Raw genomic sequence first — 18203 nt, 5'->3', positions numbered from 1 at the left:
CGCCCCGCGGGAGCGAACCGGTGATGGCGTGAGCAGCTCCGCCACGCCGTCGGGTCCCCGGGTCCCGCTCCGCGTCACCCTCGTCGCGCTGATGGTGGCGTTGCTGAGCGTCGCCCTGCTGGCAACCGGCTTCGCCACCACGTCCCTTCTGCGGGACTACCTGCAGCAGCAGCGGGACGACGAACTGCGCGCCACCGTCAAGAACAACCAGCGGGCCGAACTGGTCGGCGCCTGCCTCCAGGACGGCTATCCGCAACCCAGCTCCTTCTACGTCGCGTGTCTCGTTCCCGACAGCGACGAGCCGGTGGTCATCGGCGAGCCCCGTGGCCCGGACGGCGACGCGCTGCCCCGGTTGAGCCGAGAGGCAGTCGATAGGCTTCGCGAGGACGAGCGGCCCCTCACGGTCTGGGTCGACGGCGAACGTTGGCGGATGGCCTCGGGGGAACTGCCCGGCGGGTACATGCTGGTCGTCGGCGTCGGTCTCGAAGGCGACGAGAAGGCGATCTCCCGGCTGGTCCGCATCGAGCTGGTCGTCGGCCTGGCCCTCCTCGTCCTCCTTGGCGCCGCGGGCTATCTGCTGGTGCGCAACAGCCTCCGGCCGTTGGCGGAGGTGGAACGGACGGCGCAGGCCATCGCGGCCGGTGACCTCTCCCAGCGCGTGCCCGCCGGTGACCAGCGGACCGAGGTCGGCCGCCTGTCCACCGCCCTCAACGTCATGCTCTCGCGGATCGAGAGCGCCTTCCGTGCGCAGAAGGCGTCCGAGGAGGCCGCCCGGGGGTCGGAGCACCGGATGCGCCGCTTCGTCGCCGACGCCAGCCACGAACTGCGGACCCCGTTGACCTCCATCCGGGGCTTCGCCGAGCTCTACCGGCAGGGGGCCGTGCGCAGCGACGAGGAGGTCGCCCGGCTGATGGAGCGGATCGAGGCCGAGGGCGGCCGGATGGGGCTCCTGGTCGAGGACCTGCTGCTGCTCGCCCGGCTGGACCAGCAGCGCCCGCTCACCCTGGCCCCCGTCGACCTGGCCGAGGTCGCCGGGGACGCCGTGCACGCGGCGAAGGCCGTCCAACCCGAGCGGCCCATCAGCCTGCACCTGGACGAGTCGCTCACCGACGTCCCCGTGGTGATCGGTGACGAGGGCCGGCTGCGGCAGGTCGTCGGCAATCTGGTGACCAACGCGCTCACGCACACGCCGCCGGGTGTGCGGGTGACGGTGTCGGTCGCCGAGGCGGACGACGACGGGGACGCGCTGGTGCTGCGGGTCGCCGACGAGGGACCGGGCCTGCACCCGGCCGACGCCGCCCGCGCGTTCGAGCGCTTCTTCCGGGCCGACGCCTCCCGGGCCCGCGGCGAGGACGGCGTGGCGAAGGCCGGAGGCACGGGCCTCGGCCTGGCCATCGTCTCCTCGCTCGTCGCCGCGCACGGCGGTTCTGTCGACCTGGCCACGGGCACCGGCCAGGGCGCCACGTTCACCGTCCGACTGCCCCGCTCCGGGTCGCCGGACCTCCCCCGCCACGGGGGTGGCGGGGAGCCGGCCTAGCGTCCCTGTCACGATCCGGAGGTGACTCCGAGCGACAGCGGGACCATCCCCGACGCCGAACCGCTCGCCGCCGCGGCCGACCTCGGGACGGCGCTGCGCGAGCTGATCGAGGTCTCGGTGACCACCACCGTCGCCGCCGCCGAGGTGCGTGCCGCCGCCGAGCTGGTGCGCCAGGCCACCGAGCGGCTCGCCGTCGCCCGGCGGACGGCCTCCCAGCTGCCCGCGCTGGACGACCTGACGACGGGCCGCCGGGTCTTCAACCCGGTGACCGGCATCGGCAGCGCGCTCGCCCCGCCGCTCGCCGTCCGCCGGGACGGCGAAGGGGTCGCCGCCGAGGTGACCCTGGGGGTGGCGTACGAGGGACCGCCCAGCTTCGTGCACGGCGGCATGAGTGCGTTGTTCATGGACCAGCTGCTCGGCTCCGCGGCCGCGGCCGCGGGCCTGTGGGGCATGACCGCCCACCTGGAGCTGGACTACCGCGGCCCGCTGCCGCTGGAGAGGAAGCTGGCGCTGCGCGCCCGGGTGGCCGAGAGCGCGGGCCGCAAGTGCGTCATCACCGGCACGATCGCGCTGGCCGACGACCCGGACCGGATCCTGGTCGAGGCTCGCGGGGTGTTCGTCATGCCCCGCCCGGAGAAGGTGGACGCCTACTTCGGCTCGATCACCGACTCCACCGGCCGGCACGCACCGCCGCGCCGGCCCAGCGACGCGACCGCCGTCGACGAGCGGGACTGAGCAAGCCGGCGGCGGTGTGCTCCACGCGATAGCGGACACTGGACGGGAATCCGCACCATGCCGGTGCGGTTGGTCGTCCTGATGCCGAACCACCGGAGCCTGAGCGCATGAGCACGCCCGACTACCGGCTGAGCCAGCTCGAGACGCTGGAGGCCGAGTCCATCCACGTCATCCGCGAGGTGGTCGCCGAGCTGGAGCGGCCGGTGCTGCTGTTCTCCGGCGGCAAGGACTCGATCGTGATGCTGGAGCTGGCCCGCAAGGCCTTCGCGCCGGCCCGCATCCCCTTTCCGGTCATGCACGTGGACACGGGGCTGAACTTTCCGGACGTGCTGGAGTTCCGCGACAAGCGGGTTGCCGAGCTCGGCGTTCAGCTCGTCGTGGCGTCGGTGCCCGACGCGATCGCCGCCGGGACGGTGAAGGAGGAGCCGAACGGCTCCCGCAACCGCATCCAGACCCCGGTGCTGCTCGACGCGGTCGAGGAGCACGGTTTCACCGCGCTGTTCGGCGGGGCCCGCCGCGACGAGGACAAGGCCCGCGCCAAGGAGCGGGTGTTCTCCTTCCGCGACGAGTTCGGCCAGTGGGACCCGAAGAACCAGCGGCCGGAGCTCTGGGACCTCTACAACGGCCGGATCCACCTGGGCGAGTCCATCCGGGTGTTCCCGCTGTCGAACTGGACCGAGCTCGACATCTGGCAGTACATCCTCCGCGAGGAGATCGCCATCCCCGCGCTGTACCTCGCGCAGGAGCGGGACGTCGTCGAGCGGCAGGGGATGCTCTACGCCGTCAACGAGTTCATCCGTCCCCGGGACGGGGAGCAGGTGCGCCGCGAGACCGTCCGCTACCGCACCGTCGGCGACGCGAACCTGACCGCCGCGGTGCTGTCGCAGGCGACCACGGTCGAGGACGTCATCGCCGAGATCGCGGTGACCCGCATGACCGAGCGCGGCGCCACCCGCGGCGACGACAAGGTCAGCGACGCCGCCATGGAGGACCGCAAGAAGGAGGGGTACTTCTGATGAGCGCCTCGACCCTGCCCGCGGGCGCCGCAGACCTCGCCTTCGCCCGCAAGGACATCCTGCGCATCGCCACCGCCGGTTCCGTCGACGACGGGAAGAGCACGCTGATCGGCCGGCTGCTCTACGACAGCAAGGCCATCTTCGAGGACCAGTACGAGGCGGTCGAACGCGCCAGCAAGGGGGACTACGTCGATCTCGCGCTGCTCACCGACGGCCTGCGCGCCGAGCGCGAGCAGGGCATCACCATCGACGTCGCCTACCGGTACTTCAGCACGCCCCGGCGGACGTTCATCCTCGCCGACACCCCGGGGCACGTTCAGTACACGCGCAACATGGTCACCGGGGCCTCGACGGCCGACCTCGCGATCGTCCTGGTCGACGCGCGCAAGGGGATGCTCGAGCAGAGCCGCCGGCACGCGTTCCTCGCCTCGCTGCTGCGGGTGCCGCACCTGGTCGTCGCGGTCAACAAGATGGATCTCGTCGGATGGTCGGAGGACGTCTACGAGTCCATCCGCGACGAGTTCAGCGCCTTCGCCGCCAAGCTGAACGTGCCGGACCTGACCGTCATCCCGATCTCCGCGCTCAACGGCGACAACGTCGTCACCCACTCGGCCAACACCCCCTGGTACGAGGGGACGACGCTGCTGCACCACCTCGAGCACGTGCACGTGGCCAGCGACCGCAACCTGGTCGACGCCCGGTTCCCGGTGCAGTACGTGATCCGCCCGCAGTCGGATGCCTTCCACGACTACCGCGGCTACGCCGGGACGGTGGCCAGCGGGGTGCTGCGGCCCGGCGACGAGGTGCAGGTGCTGCCCAGCGGCCTGACGACGACGATCGCCGCCATCGACGGGCCCCGGGGCCCGGTCGCGGAGGCGTTCCCACCCATGGCGGTGACCGTGCGGCTCACCGACGACGTCGACGTCTCCCGCGGCGACCTGATCTGCCGCCCGGCGAACGCACCGGTGGCGACCCAGGACGTCGACGCCCTCGTCTGCTGGATGGCCGACGAGCCGCTGCGGCCCCGGCAGCGGATCGCGATCAAGCACACCACCCGGACCGTGCGGGGCGCGGTGAAAGAGCTGGCCTACCGGCTCGACGTCAACACCCTGCACCGCGACACCGAGGCCGGCGAGCTCGGGCTCAACGACATCGGCCGGGTGCGGCTGCGGGCGACCCAGCCGCTGTTCGTCGACGACTACACGCGCAACCGGGTGACCGGCCGCTTCATCCTGGTCGACGAGGCCACCAACGCCACCGTCGGCGCCGGGATGCTCACCCCCGCAGGGTGACGGGGAGGGCCTCGAACCCGCGCAGGGTCTGGAGGTCGCGCCGGATCGGCCGGCCGCTGACGCGCAGGGCCGGGAAGCGTTCGCTCAGGGTCCGCAGCCCCACGACGCCCTCCAGCCGGGCGAGGCCCGCACCCACGCAGTAGTGGATCCCCGCGGAGAAGGCCAGGTGGTCCCGTGCGTTGACGCGGCCGACGTCGAACCGGGCCGGGGCGTCGAACACCTCGGGGTCCCGGTTGGCCGCCCCGAGCAGGACGGTCACCCGCGTGCCTGCGCGCACCTCCCGCCCGGCGAGGGGTCCGCTCTCCTTCGCCGTCCGGCCGGTGATCTGGACCGGGCTGTCGTGGCGGAGGATCTCCTCGACGGCGCCGTCCCAGCCGGCCGGGACCGCGCGCAGGGCGTCCCACTGCTCATGGTGGGCGTCCAGCAGCACGACGCCGTTGCCGAGCAGGTTGACGGTGGTCTCGAAGCCGGCGCCCAGCAGCAGCATCACGGTCGCGTGCAGCTCCCGCTCGGTCAGCGCCTCGTCGTCCGGCAGACCGACCAGCCGGCTGACCAGGTCCTCTCCGGGGTCGCGGCGCAGCCGCGCGAAGTGCTCCCGCAGGAAGGCGTGCATGGCTCGCAGCGCCCGTTCGGCGGCCACGTAGCGCCGGAACGGCAACCCTGGGTCCAGCGTGGCCGCCGCCGCAGCGCCCCAGCGGAGGAAGTCCTCCCGGCGCTCCGTGGGGACGCCGAGCAGGTCGGCGATGACGAGCACGGGCAGCTGCGCGGCGTAGGTCGTGATCAGGTCGACCTCGCCGCCGTGCGCACCGGGGTGTCGCTCCAGCGCGTCGAGCAGGGAGTCGGCGGTGCGCTGGACCACCGGCTCGAAGGCTGCGGTGGCACGAGGGGTGAACGCCCGGCTCACCAGCCGACGGAACCGGGTGTGGTCGGGCGGGTCGACCACGAGCATGGACGGCGGCTCGGCCACGCCCGCGGCGTCCAGCTCGTCGCCGAAGGCCAGCGCCCAGCGGATCAGCCGGGGCGCCTGCGACCGGTCCCAGCCGACGCCGAACCGGTCCGAACGGAGGAGCTCCGAGGCGACGGCGTGCGAGGTGGTGACCAGGCCGATGCTGCCGGGCGAGACCGCGCCGCGTGCGCGCAGCTCCTCGTAGAGCCCGTACGGCTGGTCACGGACGGAGCGGTCCCGCAGCAGCCGCCCGACCGGATCGCCGCGACGGGCACCGCGCTCGAGGTAGACGGCCGGCAACCCGTGGCGCACCGCCCAGCGGGCGACCGTGCGCGCGGGGCGCAGGACGGGGGCCGCCTTGCGCGCCGGCGGCCCCACGGTCGAGGAGGTCTCCGTACCCATCCGGGCAGTCTGTCAGTGCGGATGCCGTCCGGCCGGTGCCCCTGCGCACCGGCCGGACGGCATCCGCTGCGCCTCAGGCCTCGTCGGTCGGAGCCGGAGCCTCGCTCGGGTCGCCGTTCCAGTCCTTGCCCGCCGTGTCGGCGTTCTCCGACGCGCTGTCGGTCTGGCCGGCGACGGTCTCCACCATCTCCTCGTCGGAGACACCTTCCCCAGCGGCGTGCACGTCTCCGGTGGGCTCGCTCATCACGCGGTTCCTCTCTGTCGCCAACATGCCGTGCCGCAGCCCGTCCCCGATCGCCGTCGACGGCAAACCAGTGCCCGGGTCACATCCCCGCGGTCAGCGAGTCGGGGCCCGCAGCTCGAACCACACCCTCTTCCCGCCGCGGTGGTCCTCGGCGCCCCAGCGGTCGGCGATCAGCTGGACCATCCGCATCCCGCGCCCGCGGGGACGGTCCATCGGCAGCTCGTGGACGACGGGGCGCACCGAGGAGCCGTCGACGACGGCGATGCGCAGCCGGTCCTCGGCCAGCCCGAGCTCGAGAGTCAGGCTGGCCCGGCCCTCGACGTGGTCGACGACGTCCGACACGAGTTCGGTCACCAGCAGCGCCGCGTCCTGCCGGTCGTGGGGGACGTCCCAGACGCGCAGCAGCTCGAGGACGAGGTGCCGTGACACGGTCACGCTGGGCGGGATCGGCGGAAGCTCGATGCTGGCGTCGCGGCTGGACATGGCGGCGTATCCGTTCTGCTGGCTGGACGACGTCGACCGATCTGCTCGACTCCGTTGCACACAACTGAACAGGATCGCGACCACATGCGCAAGGGCTATTGCATGAAAGGGCAATTGCATGTCACCCCTATTGCATGCAACAGCCGTTCGGTCAGGTAGTGTGCAACCTGGTTCCGGCTGACGAGGAGACCCACACATGGGCACGACGGCGCACGACGTCCCCGCTGGCGAGGCGGCGGCCGAGCGTGCCCTCCAGGCTCTCGTCGTCGAGCTCGACCAGTGCGTGGAAGAGCTCGTGCAGGCACGGGTCCGGGCAGAGACCCTGCTGCGCGAGCGGCGGGACGGACGTCCATGGCTGGAACTGGTGACCGGCGAAGCCCGCCCGCTCGTCGTGGAGCGCATCTCGACGGTCCTCGCGTCGCTGTCGGCAGCCGGACACGTGTGGCGCCGGGAGCAGGCAGCCGCCCTCCAGGGTGAGCAGGTGAGCATCAACCGGATCGCGGCGCTGTTCGGCGTCACCCGGCAGCGGATCTCCGCGTTGCTCAAGGAGAACGACCCGGGCGCGGACTCCACCGTCACGGGCGGCTGATCGCGCGCTCGCCGTGCGGTGGCTCCACGGCCGGCCCCGAGTGTGTCCGGCCCGCGGCCACCGCGATGCCGAACCACATCTGGGCCGCCGCGAAGAGCACGACCGACAGCTGACCGAGCACGGGCACGAACGGCCCCTCGAAGGCGGCGAACGACACGGCGCCGACCGCCAGCAGCCAGCCGGGACCCCTCGGGAGCACGCCGGATCGTTCGCTCGCCACCCCGACGCAGGCCAGGCCGACGAACCAGAGCAGCGCGAGCCCGCCGACCGCCCGGATGGCCAGGGAACCGAGCAGCGGCCCGTCGAGGTCGAGCAGGGCGGGCTCCTCGATGGCCAGCACCGGGAAGACGAACGCCTCCACGGCCGCCAGCCCGGCGGTGACCACCAGGCCGACCACGGTGAACACCGCACCGGCCGCACCGAGGCGGCCGGCCCGGCTCCCCAGCCGCGCGCCCCAGCCGGCCAGCCCGAGCAGGCTCAGCGCGACGACCGCCAGTCCGGCGGCGTGCCCCGGCCCCCAGAGCGTCTCTCGCGCGGCGGCCGCGAAGCCCGTGTCGAAGATGTCGGGGTGCCACGCGACCGGCAGCACCAGCACACCGGAGGCCACGAATCCGAGACCCGACCAGCGGATGAAGGCGTCCACGGCATCTCCCCTCGGGGGCGGGATCCATGGTCGCGCGGTCGGGTGCGGCGGAGAAGACCTCAGGCGCTGAGCGAGTCGATCGCCTTGTAGACGCGCTGCTCGGAGATGGGACGGGGCGTGCCGATGCCCTGAGCGAAGAGCCCGACGCGCAGCTCCTCGACCATCCAGCGGATGCGGGCCACGGGGTCGTCGGGAGCGCCGCTGGCCGGCATCCGGGCGCGCAGCTGCTCGTACTCCTCGCTGACCGCGGCCACCTGGCGCATCGCGAGCTCGTCCCGGACCGCGTTCGCCGGCAGCTTCTCCAGCCGGTAGGCCATCGCCCGCAGGTACCGCACCAGGTCGGGCAGCCGCCGCCGGCCGGCGGTGGCCACGAATCCCCGGTGCAGCAGGCCGGTCATCTGACGACGCAGATCGGCCACGGCCGCCTCCGGCACCCGTCGTCCGGGAGCGGCGCCGATGGCCACCGCGACCTCCCGCGCCTCGGTGAGCACCGCCTCGACCTTCTGCACCGCGTCCACGGTCAACCGGTGCAGCTCACCCTTCGCCGTCCCGACGAGCGCGCTGAACGCCGCCTCGTCCCGGGGCGGGCCGCCGGCCGCGGCGATCAGCTCGTCGGCCGCCGCGTCGACGCAGTCGGCCACCAGGTCCGGGATCTCGCCGTCGGGATTGAACTGCAGCGCCAGTCGCGAGCGCGGCGACAGGGACTTCACGACCTGCTTGACCGGTGAGCCGGCGACGAGGATCAGCAGCCGCCGGGCTCCGCGCCTGGTCAGCCGCTCCGCCTCGACCTCGGTCGGGACGACGCGCACGCCGACCGTCGCACCCTCGTCGACCAGCGCGGGGTAGGCGGTGACGACGTTGCTTCCCTGCCGCACCTCCACCGTCGCCGGGAGGGTGCCGAGGTCCCAGCTCGTCATCCCGGTGCGTTCGGACTCCGATGCGGCCCGGGTGAGGCTCGCCCGCGCCTGCGGCGCGACCTTCGCCTTGAGCGCCGCCAGATCTTTGCCGGTGGCGAGGGTGCGCTGCTGGTCGTCGAGCACCCGGAAGGTGGCCCGCAGGTGGCCGGGCACCTGCTCCGGCGCCCAGGCGTCCGGCGGGATGGTCACCGCCGTCGCGCGACGCAGCTCCCGCTCCAGCGCCGGCAGCAGGGGCTCCCCCGGGTCGATGTTCGGCAGCACCTCGCGCACCCGGTCCGGGATCGGCACCAGTCCTCGGCGCAGCTGCTTGGGCAGCGTCCGCAGCAGCGCCGTCACCAGCTCCTCGCGCAGACCGGGCACGGTGAAGGCGAGGGACTCCCCGGAGGTCCGCGCGGCGACGCCGTCGAGGACGGCGAGGGGCACGTCGACGGTGACGCCGTCCTCGGCCGCCCCGGGGGCGAACGCGTAGGAGAGCGGCAGCGTGAGGCCCTGCGTGAGCTCCACCTGGTCGGGATAGTCCTCGACGCGGACCTGCCCGGCGGCCGCGGCGTTGGTGAGCATGTCGGGTGTGAAGGTGAGCAGGTCCGGGCGGTCCCGGCGCGCGGACTTCCACCACCGGTCGAAGTGCCGGGTGGAGACGACGTCGGCCGGGACGCGGGCGTCGTAGAGCTCGAACAGCGTCTCGTCGTCGACACCGATGTCCCGGCGGCGGGCGCGTTCCTCCAGCGCCGCGACCCGCTCGATCGCCCGCAGGTTGTCGGCCCAGAACCGGTGGTGGGTGGTCCACTGTCCCTCGACGAGCGCGTGCCGGATGAACAGCTCCCGGGAGACGACCGGGTCGATCGAGCCGTACTGCACCCGTCGGCCGACGACCAGCGGCAGCCCGTACAGCGTGACCCGTTCGGTGGCGACGACGGAGCCGCGCTTGGCGTCCCACCGCGGCTCGCTGTACTGGCGCTTGACCAGGTGCTCGGCCAGCTTCTCCACGGTCTCGGGGTCGATGCGGGCGACGGTGCGGGCGAACAGCCGGCTGGTCTCCACCAGCTCGGCGGCGACCACCCAGCGCGGCGGCTTCTTCGCCAGCGGGGTGCCCGGGGCGATCACGAACCGGGTGTTGCGGGTGCCGAGGTACTCGCGGCTCCCCCGCCGCCCACCCTCCGAGGTGCGTTTATGGCCATAACTGCTCTTGTCGGGCTCCAGCTGCAGGCCGACGTGGGAGAGCAGGCCGGCGAGGAGGGCGGCGTGGATGCCCTTCTCGTCGGGTTCGGCGGCGGGCTCACCCACCGTCATGCCCAGCCGTCTCGCCGTCCCGCGGAGCTGGCCGTGCAGGTCCTGCCACTCGCGGATCCGCAGGTAGTGCAGGAACTCGCGCTTCACCGTCCGGCGGAACTGGTTGCCGCTGAGCGCCTCCTGCTGCTCCCCGAGGTGGCGCCAGAGGTTGAGCAGGGCCAGGAAGTCGGAGTTCTCGTCGGCGAACCGGGCGTGCAGTTGGTCGGCCGCCTGCTGGTGCTCGGTGGGCCGCTCGCGCGGGTCCTGGATCGTGAGGCCGGCGGCGATGACCAGCACCTCGTCGAGCACGCCCCGCTCGTTCGCCTCGACCACCATCCGCGCCATGCGGGGGTCCAGCGGCAGCGCGGCCAGCGCCCGTCCGGTCGGCGTGAGCTTGCCCTGCTCGTCGAGGGCGTGCAGCTCCTCCAGCAGCGCCAGGCCGTCGGCGATGGCCCGGCGGTCCGGCGGGTCGACGAACGGGAAGTCCTCCACGGCACCCAGGTCGAGGGCGGCCATCTGCAGCAGCACCGAGGCGAGGTTGGTGCGCAGGATCTCCGGGTCGGTGAACTCCGGCCGGGCCTCGAAGTCGGCCTCCGTGTAGAGCCGGATGGCGACGCCCGGGCCCAGCCGCCCGCACCGCCCCGAGCGCTGCCGGGCCGAGGCCTGGCTGACCGGCTCGATCGGCAACCGCTGCACCTTCGTGCGATGGCTGTACCGGGAGATCCGCGCGGTGCCGGGGTCGATCACGTAGCGGATCCCCGGGACGGTCAGCGAGGTCTCCGCAACGTTGGTGGACAGCACGATCCGCCGTCCGGTGTGCGGGGCGAAGACCTTGTGCTGGTCGGCGGCCGACAGCCGCGAGTAGAGCGGGACGATCTCGGTGCCGCGCAGGTCGCGCTCGCTCAGCGCGTCCTGGGTGTCGCGGATCTCCCGCTCGCCCGCGAGGAAGACCAGGATGTCGCCCGGCCCCTCGGCCACCAGCTCGTCGACGGCGTCGAGAATCGCGCTGACCTGGTCGCGGTCGGGATCGGCGTCCTCGTCGTCGGGGTCCACGACGGGGCGGTACCGTGCCTCGACCGGGTACGTGCGGCCGCTGACCTCGATGATCGGCGCGCCCGCGCCATGCCCGATCTCGCCGAGTCCTGCGAAGCGCGCAGCCACGCGTTCGACGTCGATCGTCGCCGACGTGATCACCAGCTTGAGGTCGGGACGCCGAGGCAGCAGCTGGGCCAGGTAGCCCAGCAGGAAGTCGATGTTGAGACTCCGCTCGTGCGCCTCGTCGAGGATGATCGTGTCGTACTGGCGCAGCAGCCGGTCGTGCGCGATCTCGGCCAGCAGCACGCCGTCGGTCATCAGCTTGACCAGCGTCGAGTCCGAGACCTGGTCGTTGAAGCGCATCTTGTAGCCGACGGCCTCGCCGAGCGGGCTGTCGAGCTCCTCGGCGATCCGCTCGGCGACGCTGCGCGCGGCGATCCGGCGGGGCTGGGTGTGCCCGATGCGGCCGCGCACCCCGCGGCCGAGCTCGAGCGCGATCTTCGGCAGCTGGGTCGTCTTCCCCGAGCCCGTCTCGCCCGCGACGACGACCACCTGGGAGTCACGGAGCGCGGCGGCGATGTCGTCCCGCCGGGCGCTGACCGGCAGCTCTTCCGGGTAGGCGACCACCGGGACGGCGGCCCGGCGCCGGGCCATGCGCAGCTCGGCGGCGGCGACGTCGGCGACGATCCGCTCACGCTGCCGCGCCCGGGCCTGCGGGTCGCGGGTCTTCCGCAGCCCGTCCAGCCGGCGGCGCAGCCGGTGCTCGTCGAGAACCGTGAGCGCCGACAGCCGTTCCCTCAGGTCGTCGGTGGGGGCACTCACGGTCGGGCTCGCGTTCCTCTCGGGCATCGGATGGGTCCGGTGGGGCCCAAGGATCCCACCGCGGGTGCCCGGCCCGTCCGCCGATCCGGATCGGTGTAGTCTGCAACTTATTGCGTGCATCGTGCAACGAGATGTCCGCGCCCGATCCTCGTCGTCCTCCGGAGTCGCATGTCCGCCCCCGCCGACCGGCACGCGTTGGTGCGCGCCCTGTCCGAGCAGCTGCCACGGTTCATGCGGCTGGTGCACGCGCTGAAGTCGCAGATGTCCACGACCGACGGTCGCGATCGGGCGGCGCTCGTGCTGCTGTTCCCGCTCGAGCGCCTGGGGCCGCTGCGCCAGGGCGCCCTCGCCGAGCTCGTGCACGCCGACCCGTCGACCGTCAGCCGGCACGTCGCCGCCCTGGTCGAGCAGGGGCTCGTGCGGCGCAGCGCCGACGAGTCCGACGGGCGGGCCAGCCGGCTCGTCGTCACCGAGGCCGGCCATGCCGCCCTCGACGCCCTCCGGCGCGAGCGGGAGGCCCACCTCGAGCGGGTCACCGCCGGCTGGGACCCCGCGGACGTCGCCACCCTGACCACGTTGTTCGGCCGCCTGCTCGACGACATGGCGGCCACGCTCCCCGGCACCGCCGACCACGACCCCGCGAGAGAGAACCGATGAGCCAGTCCACCCGCACGACCGCGGCCGAGCGCAGGGGTGCCCGCGCGGCGGCCGCGGCACCGGACGCCAGCGGCAGCTTCACCCACCGTCAGATCGTCACGATCCTCGTCGGCCTCATGGTCGCGATGTTCCTGGCCGCGCTGGACCAGACCGTCGTCGCGACGGCGATCCGGATCATCGCCGACGACCTGCAGGGCTACGACCTGCAGGCCTGGGCGACGACGGCGTTCCTGATCACGTCGACGATCGCCACCCCGATGTACGGGAAGCTGTCGGACATCTACGGGCGGCGGCCGTTCTACCTGTTCGCCATCACCGTCTTCGTCGTCGGCTCCGCGCTCTGCGGGATCGCCGACTCGATGTACCAGCTGGCCGCGTTCCGGGCCGTGCAGGGCATCGGTGCCGGTGGCCTCATGTCCATGGCGCTGGCGATCATCGGCGACATCGTGCCGCCGCGGGAGCGCTCCCGGTACCAGGGCTACTTCATGGCCGTCTTCGGCACGTCCAGCGTGCTCGGCCCGGTCATCGGGGGGTTCCTGGCGGGGCAGTCCTCGATCCTCGGGCTGGACGGCTGGCGCTGGATCTTCTGGATCAACGTGCCGCTGGGTCTGATGGCCTTCGCGGTCGTCTGGCGGGTCCTCCACCTGCCGCACGAGCGCCGCGACCACCGGATCGACTGGCCCGGCGCGCTGGCCCTGATCACGTTCCTGGTGCCGCTGCTGATCATCGCCGAGCAGGGCCGCATCTGGGGCTGGTCCTCCGGCCGTGCCCTGACCTGCTACGCGATCGGCGCCGTCGGCTTCGCCCTGTTCGTGCTCGCCGAGCGGGCCTACCGGGACGACGCGCTGCTCCCCCTGCGGCTGTTCGGCAACCGGACCTTCGCCGTCAGCGGCATCGGCAGCGTCGTGATGGGCGCCGGCATGTTCGGCGGCCTGCTCCTGCTCCCCCAGTACCTGCAGATCGTCAAGGGCTCGAGCGCGACCGTCGCCGGGCTGCAGATGATCCCGCTCGTCGCCGGCATCATGGCCGGCGCGCTGAGCTCGGGCATCGCGATCTCGAAGACCGGCAGGTACAAGATCTTCCCGCTGGTCGGCATCGCGCTGATGGTGACCGCACTGCTGTCGATGTCGTTCGTCGTCGGGGCCGACACCTCGGTGTGGACGCTGGTGCCGTTCATGGTCATGCTCGGCCTGGGCCTCGGCTTCAACTTCCAGCCGGTCATCCTCGCCGTCCAGAACGCCGTCTCCCCGCGGGAGATGGGGGTCGCCACGTCGTCGGTGACGTTCTTCCGGCAGATGGGCGGCACGATCGGCACGGCCGCCTTCCTGTCGATCCTCTTCACCCGGCTGCCGCAGGACATCGGTAGCGCGGTCCAGGACGCGGCCCGGGCGAACCCCGAGCTGGCCCCCCGGTTCGAGCAGCTGGGTGCCGGGAACGGCGGCAGCCTCGAGGACACGTCCTTCATCCAGGAGCTGCCGGCCGTGCTGGCGCTGCCCTTCAAGGTCGGCTTCTCCGACTCGATCGACGTGGTGTTCCTCATCGCCGCGTGCGTGGTCGCGATCGGCTTCTTCGTGTTCCTGTTCCTGCCGCAACTGGCGCTGAGCACCAAGTCGGGGATCCAGGCCCGGCAGGAGGAGGCCGGCACCCCGCCGGAGGACGACGCCGCCGGTCAGGTCGTGCACGCCGCCGGCACCGCCGCTCCGACGTCCGTCCCGCCTCCGGCCGGCCGGCCCGGGGACGCGCCGAGCTGACGCCACGGACCAGTGGACCCGGACGGCCCGTTCCCAGGAGCAAGCCGGGTCACCCGGGTCCACTGGTCGGAGCAGGCGGGACGCGCCCGCTGGCGTCGCCCGTTCCGCCTACGCTGACGGTCGTGGCTACCTCTTTGATCCTGTCCCGCCGCGACCTGGACTTCCTGCTGCACGAGTGGCTCGACGTCGAGTCCCTCACCAAGCGCTCCCGGTTCACCGAGCACTCCCGCGAGACGTTCGACGCGGTCCTGGACCTGGCCGAGCAGATCGCCACCGACCACTTCGCGCCGCACAACCGGACGGCCGACGAGAACGAGCCGCACATGGTCGACGGCAAGGCCGTGCTGATCCCGGAGGTGTCCAAGGCGCTGAAGGTGTTCACCGACGCCGGGCTGATTGCCGGCTCGTTCGACGAGGAGTACGGCGGCATGCAGCTGCCGCACACCGTCGGCCAGGCGGTGTTCGCCTGGTTCAAGGCGGCCAACGTCGGCACGTCGGCCTATCCGTTCCTGACGATGGGCAACGCGCGGCTGCTGCTCGCCCACGGCAGCCAGGAGCAGATCGACACCTTCGTCCGGCCCGAGCTCGAGGGCCGCTGGTTCGGGACCATGGCCCTGTCCGAGCCGCAGGCCGGGTCGTCGCTGGCCGACATCACCACCAGGGCCGTCCCGCAGGACGACGGCACCTACCGGCTCACCGGCAACAAGATGTGGATCTCCGGCGGCGACCACGAGCTGACCGAGAACATCGTCCACCTGGTGCTGGCCAAGATCCCCGGCGGACCGCCCGGGGTGAAGGGCATCTCGCTGTTCATCGTCCCGAAGTTCCTGGTCAACGACGACGGCTCGCTCGGCGAGCGCAACGACGTCGTCCTCGCCGGGCTCAACCACAAGATGGGCTACCGCGGGACGACGAACACCCTGCTCAACTTCGGTGAAGGCGTGCACACGCCCGGCGGGCGGGCCGGCGCGGTCGGCTACCTCGTGGGCGAGCAGCACCGCGGCCTGACCTACATGTTCCACATGATGAACGAGGCGCGGATCGGCGTCGGGGTCGGCGCCACCGTCCTCGGCTACACCGGCTACCTGCACGCGCTGGAGTACGCCCGCACCCGCACCCAGGGCCGCCCGCCCGCCGGCAAAGACCCCGCCTCGCCGATGGTGCCGATCATCGAGCACACCGACGTCCGCCGGATGCTGCTGGCCGCCAAGTCCTACGTCGAGGGCGGCATGGCCCTGGGCCTTTACTGCGCGCGGCTCGTGGACGAGGAGCAGACGGCGGAGACCCAGGAGGAGCGGAGCCGCGCCCACCTGCTGCTGGACATGCTCACCCCGATCGCCAAGGCGTGGCCCTCCCAGTGGGGCCTGGCCGCCAACGACCTGGCCATCCAGGTGCACGGCGGCTACGGCTACACCCGCGACTACCCGGTCGAGCAGTTCTACCGGGACAACCGGCTCAACCCCATCCACGAGGGGACCCAGGGCGTCCAGTCCCTCGACCTGCTGGGACGCAAGGTCGTGATGCAGGGCGGTGCCGGGCTGGCCCTGCTGGGCGAGACGATCGCGGCCACCACGGCCCGCGCGGCGGGGAGCGAGTGGGCCGGCTTCGCCGCCGACCTGGACGCCGCGGTGGCCCGCATGGGCGCGGTGACCGCGACGCTCTGGGGAACCGGCGAGCCGGACCTGGCCCTGGCCAACTCGCACGTCTACCTCGAGGCCGCCGGGCACATCGTCGTCGCGTGGCTGTGGCTGGAGCAGGCGCTGGCCTGCGAGGGCGCGGCGAGCGACTTCCACGAGGGCAAACGGCAGGCGGCCAGGTACTTCTGGCGCTGGGAGCTGCCGCGGGTGAACCACCGCTTCGGCCTGCTGGAGTCCCTCGACCGCACGGTGCTGGACACGCCTTCGCACGTGCTCTAGAACGACCACGTGCTCGAGAACGACCGAGCCCCGCTCGCTCCGGACGGAGCGGCGGGGCTTCGGTCGTTCCTTCGGTCGGCTATGCGGCGGCGCGCACCGGGTCGCCTGCGCCGTGCCGGGGACGGTCAGCCATCTCGGCACGCTCGGCCTCGTAGCGGGCGGTGGACCGGGTGCCCATCGCGATGACCAGGGCCGTCAGAACCAGGAACCCGATCAGGGTCACGGCCGGCCACAACATCATCTTCGCTCTCCCCCTGCAGTCGGATGCGCCGCCGGGACAGGGGCGGCGCACGTCATCGGAAGACTCTGTCCCCCGTGAACCGAGGTCTCAATCGTCGAGTTGGGTACTTCACCTGACGGAGTGTGACCAGCTTCACGACCATCGGTCGTTGTCCGAGCCAACTTGAGGGCTCCGGTCGCGTGGTCTGATCGATGGGTGTCCCGGTCCTCCCCCTCGTCCACCCCGGGCACCGCCGTCCGGCCCGGGCTGCTGGTCCTCGCCCTGGCCCTCGGCGTCACCACGCTGTCGCTGCTCCAGAGTCTCGTCGTCCCCGTCCTCGGCACGATCGAGGACCAGCTCGACGTGTCCCCCGGGGCCGCCGGCTGGGTGCTCACGGCCAACCTGCTGGCCGCTGCCGTCCTGACGCCCGCTCTGGGCCGGCTCGGCGACCTGCGGGGCGAACGGCCGGTGATCCTGGGCATCCTCGTGGCGGTCGCGCTGGGCACGCTGCTCGCCATCGTCACGACGTCCCTGCCGCTGCTGCTGGTCGGCCGCATCCTGCAGGGCGCCTCCTACGGGTTGTTCCCGCTGTCGATCAGCGTGCTGCGCCGCGAGCTGCCCGCGGCACGGCTCAGCGTGGCCATGTCGATCGTCAGCAGCACGCTCGCCGTGGGCGGCGTGGCGGGACTGGTGGCCACCGGCCTGCTGGTCGGCGACGGCGGCGACTACCGGCGGCCGTTCTGGATCGGCCTCGGCGTCACCCTGGCGTCCCTCGTCCTCGCCTACCGGCTGCTGCCCGATCGCCCGTCCTCGGGTTCCGGTCGGGTCGACTGGTGGGGAGCGCTGGTCCTCGGTGCCGGCCTGGTGCTGCTCCTGCTGCCGGTATCGCAGGGCAACGCGTGGGGTTGGGCGTCACCGGGGGTCGTCGGCTGCCTGGCCGGCTCGGTCCTGGTGCTCGCCGGCTGGGTGGTCCTGCAGCGCCGCACGGCGCAGCCGCTCCTGCGCCCGGCGATGCTCGCCGACCGGCGCACCATCGTCCCGAACGTCGCCGGGCTCATGACCGGGATCGCGCTGTTCGCCTCGTTCCTCGCCGTCCTGCAGTACGTGCAGACCCCACCCGGGGCGACCGGCTACGGCTTCGGCGCCTCCGTCCTCGAGGCGTCGGTGCTCTACCTGGTGCCCGGCGGCGTCGTCGGGATCGCCGTGGCGCCGGTCGCCGGGAAGGTGGTGACCCGGCTCGGCGCCCTGCCGACGCTGCTGGCCGGCGCCGCCACCGGGGTCGCGGGCTTCCTGCTGCTGGCCTTCCTCCGCGGCGAGCCATGGCTGGTCGTCGTCGCCGGCGTGCTGACCCAGCTGTCGGTGACCGTCGCCTACGCGGCCCTGCCGGCGCTCGTCGTGCAGGCCGTGCACGAGGACGAGACCGGCGTGGCCAACGCCGTGAACTCCATCGCCCGGGCGGTCGGGCAGGCGCTGGGCAGCACGGTCGCGGTCACCCTGATCGCGGCCGGCCACGACCCCGCGACCGGATTCCCGCGCGACGGTGCCTACACCGGTGTAGCGCTTATCGGGGCGCTCGCCACCCTCGCCGTCATGGCGGTCGCCGTCGTCGGCATGGTGGCCGACCGTCGTGGCGGCGCCGGCCGCCGGACGGACCCGCTCACCGGGGTCGAGGAGGCCACCGCACGTGCCGGCGAATGGTCGCCGGTGTCCGGCATCCGCTGAACCGGCA

The 18203-nt window shown here is 72.7% G+C and carries 15 protein-coding genes; 9 read left to right on the top strand and 6 right to left on the bottom strand.

Annotated features, from left to right (window positions below; all coding sequences use genetic code 11):
• Positions 1–28 precede the first annotated feature (28 nt).
• The 4 genes from FHU33_RS02680 (at position 29) to FHU33_RS02665 (ending at position 4580) form a co-directional block, all read left to right on the top strand.
• Complete coding sequence (locus tag FHU33_RS02680) at positions 29–1537, top strand: sensor histidine kinase (protein WP_246063223.1); 1509 nt, start codon at positions 29–31, stop codon at positions 1535–1537.
• 21 nt (positions 1538–1558) lie between these two features.
• Positions 1559–2272 carry a PaaI family thioesterase gene (locus tag FHU33_RS02675; RefSeq protein WP_142023945.1) on the top strand — a complete coding sequence of 238 codons (714 nt, stop codon included), beginning with the start codon at positions 1559–1561 and terminating at the stop codon, positions 2270–2272.
• A 107-nt stretch (positions 2273–2379) separates the two neighbouring features.
• Entirely contained in the window at positions 2380–3288 is a 909-nt protein-coding gene (cysD, locus tag FHU33_RS02670; protein WP_142023944.1) for a sulfate adenylyltransferase subunit CysD, read from the top strand.
• Positions 3288–4580 carry a sulfate adenylyltransferase subunit 1 gene (locus tag FHU33_RS02665; protein WP_142023943.1) on the top strand — a complete coding sequence of 431 codons (1293 nt, stop codon included), beginning with the start codon at positions 3288–3290 and terminating at the stop codon, positions 4578–4580. Before cysD ends, FHU33_RS02665 begins: the two co-directional genes overlap by 1 nt.
• On the opposite strand, the gene FHU33_RS02660 is transcribed toward FHU33_RS02665, so the two are convergent.
• The 3 genes from FHU33_RS02660 to FHU33_RS02655 form a co-directional block, all read right to left on the bottom strand.
• Positions 4564–5928 (bottom strand): cytochrome P450, encoded by a 1365-nt coding sequence (locus tag FHU33_RS02660; RefSeq protein WP_142023942.1) that lies wholly within the window; start codon positions 5926–5928, stop codon positions 4564–4566. The two genes, FHU33_RS02665 and FHU33_RS02660, sit on opposite strands and share 17 nt — an antisense overlap.
• 73 nt (positions 5929–6001) lie before the next feature.
• Positions 6002–6172: a hypothetical protein gene (locus FHU33_RS24780; RefSeq protein WP_170182301.1), complete on the bottom strand. Its 171-nt coding sequence runs from the start codon at positions 6170–6172 to the stop codon at positions 6002–6004.
• Positions 6173–6265: 93 nt separating this feature from the next.
• Positions 6266–6655: an ATP-binding protein gene (locus FHU33_RS02655; protein ID WP_142023941.1), complete on the bottom strand. Its 390-nt coding sequence runs from the start codon at positions 6653–6655 to the stop codon at positions 6266–6268.
• A 196-nt stretch (positions 6656–6851) separates the two neighbouring features.
• Here FHU33_RS02655 and FHU33_RS02650 point away from each other — a divergent pair, with 196 nt between their 5' ends.
• Positions 6852–7244 (top strand): hypothetical protein, encoded by a 393-nt coding sequence (locus FHU33_RS02650; protein WP_142023940.1) that lies wholly within the window; start codon positions 6852–6854, stop codon positions 7242–7244.
• Here the strand turns inward: FHU33_RS02650 and FHU33_RS02645 are convergent.
• The gene (locus FHU33_RS02645; RefSeq protein ID WP_142023939.1) at positions 7231–7887 is read right to left on the bottom strand and encodes a hypothetical protein; all 657 of its coding nucleotides are present in this window, start codon (positions 7885–7887) and stop codon (positions 7231–7233) included. The two genes, FHU33_RS02650 and FHU33_RS02645, sit on opposite strands and share 14 nt — an antisense overlap.
• Positions 7888–7946: 59 nt before the next feature.
• Positions 7947–11930, bottom strand: coding sequence for an ATP-dependent RNA helicase HrpA (hrpA, locus tag FHU33_RS02640; protein ID WP_142023938.1), 3984 nt, complete (start codon positions 11928–11930; stop codon positions 7947–7949).
• 168 nt (positions 11931–12098) lie between these two features.
• Here hrpA and FHU33_RS02635 point away from each other — a divergent pair, with 168 nt between their 5' ends.
• From FHU33_RS02635 to FHU33_RS02625, 3 genes are all read left to right on the top strand, one after another.
• A complete protein-coding gene (locus tag FHU33_RS02635; RefSeq protein WP_142023937.1) occupies positions 12099–12587 on the top strand; it encodes a MarR family winged helix-turn-helix transcriptional regulator in 489 nt (162 codons plus the stop codon).
• On the top strand, positions 12584–14338 hold the full coding sequence (locus tag FHU33_RS02630; protein ID WP_142023936.1) for an MDR family MFS transporter: 1755 nt from the start codon (positions 12584–12586) through the stop codon (positions 14336–14338). The genes FHU33_RS02635 and FHU33_RS02630 overlap by 4 nt, the downstream gene beginning before the upstream one ends.
• A 122-nt stretch (positions 14339–14460) precedes the next feature.
• Positions 14461–16254 carry an acyl-CoA dehydrogenase gene (locus FHU33_RS02625; RefSeq protein WP_142023935.1) on the top strand — a complete coding sequence of 598 codons (1794 nt, stop codon included), beginning with the start codon at positions 14461–14463 and terminating at the stop codon, positions 16252–16254.
• A 79-nt stretch (positions 16255–16333) separates the two neighbouring features.
• Here the strand turns inward: FHU33_RS02625 and FHU33_RS24775 are convergent, their stop codons facing one another.
• On the bottom strand, positions 16334–16495 hold the full coding sequence (locus FHU33_RS24775) for a hypothetical protein (RefSeq protein ID WP_170182300.1): 162 nt from the start codon (positions 16493–16495) through the stop codon (positions 16334–16336).
• A 195-nt stretch (positions 16496–16690) separates the two neighbouring features.
• Between FHU33_RS24775 and FHU33_RS02620 the strand changes: the two genes are divergently transcribed.
• Complete coding sequence (locus tag FHU33_RS02620) at positions 16691–18196, top strand: MFS transporter (RefSeq protein ID WP_142023934.1); 1506 nt, start codon at positions 16691–16693, stop codon at positions 18194–18196.
• The last annotated feature ends 7 nt before the right edge of the window (positions 18197–18203 follow it).

Source organism: Blastococcus colisei, from assembly GCF_006717095.1.
Classification (GTDB): domain Bacteria; phylum Actinomycetota; class Actinomycetes; order Mycobacteriales; family Geodermatophilaceae; genus Blastococcus_B; species Blastococcus_B colisei.
This window is presented reverse-complemented; position numbering and strand designations above follow the sequence as displayed.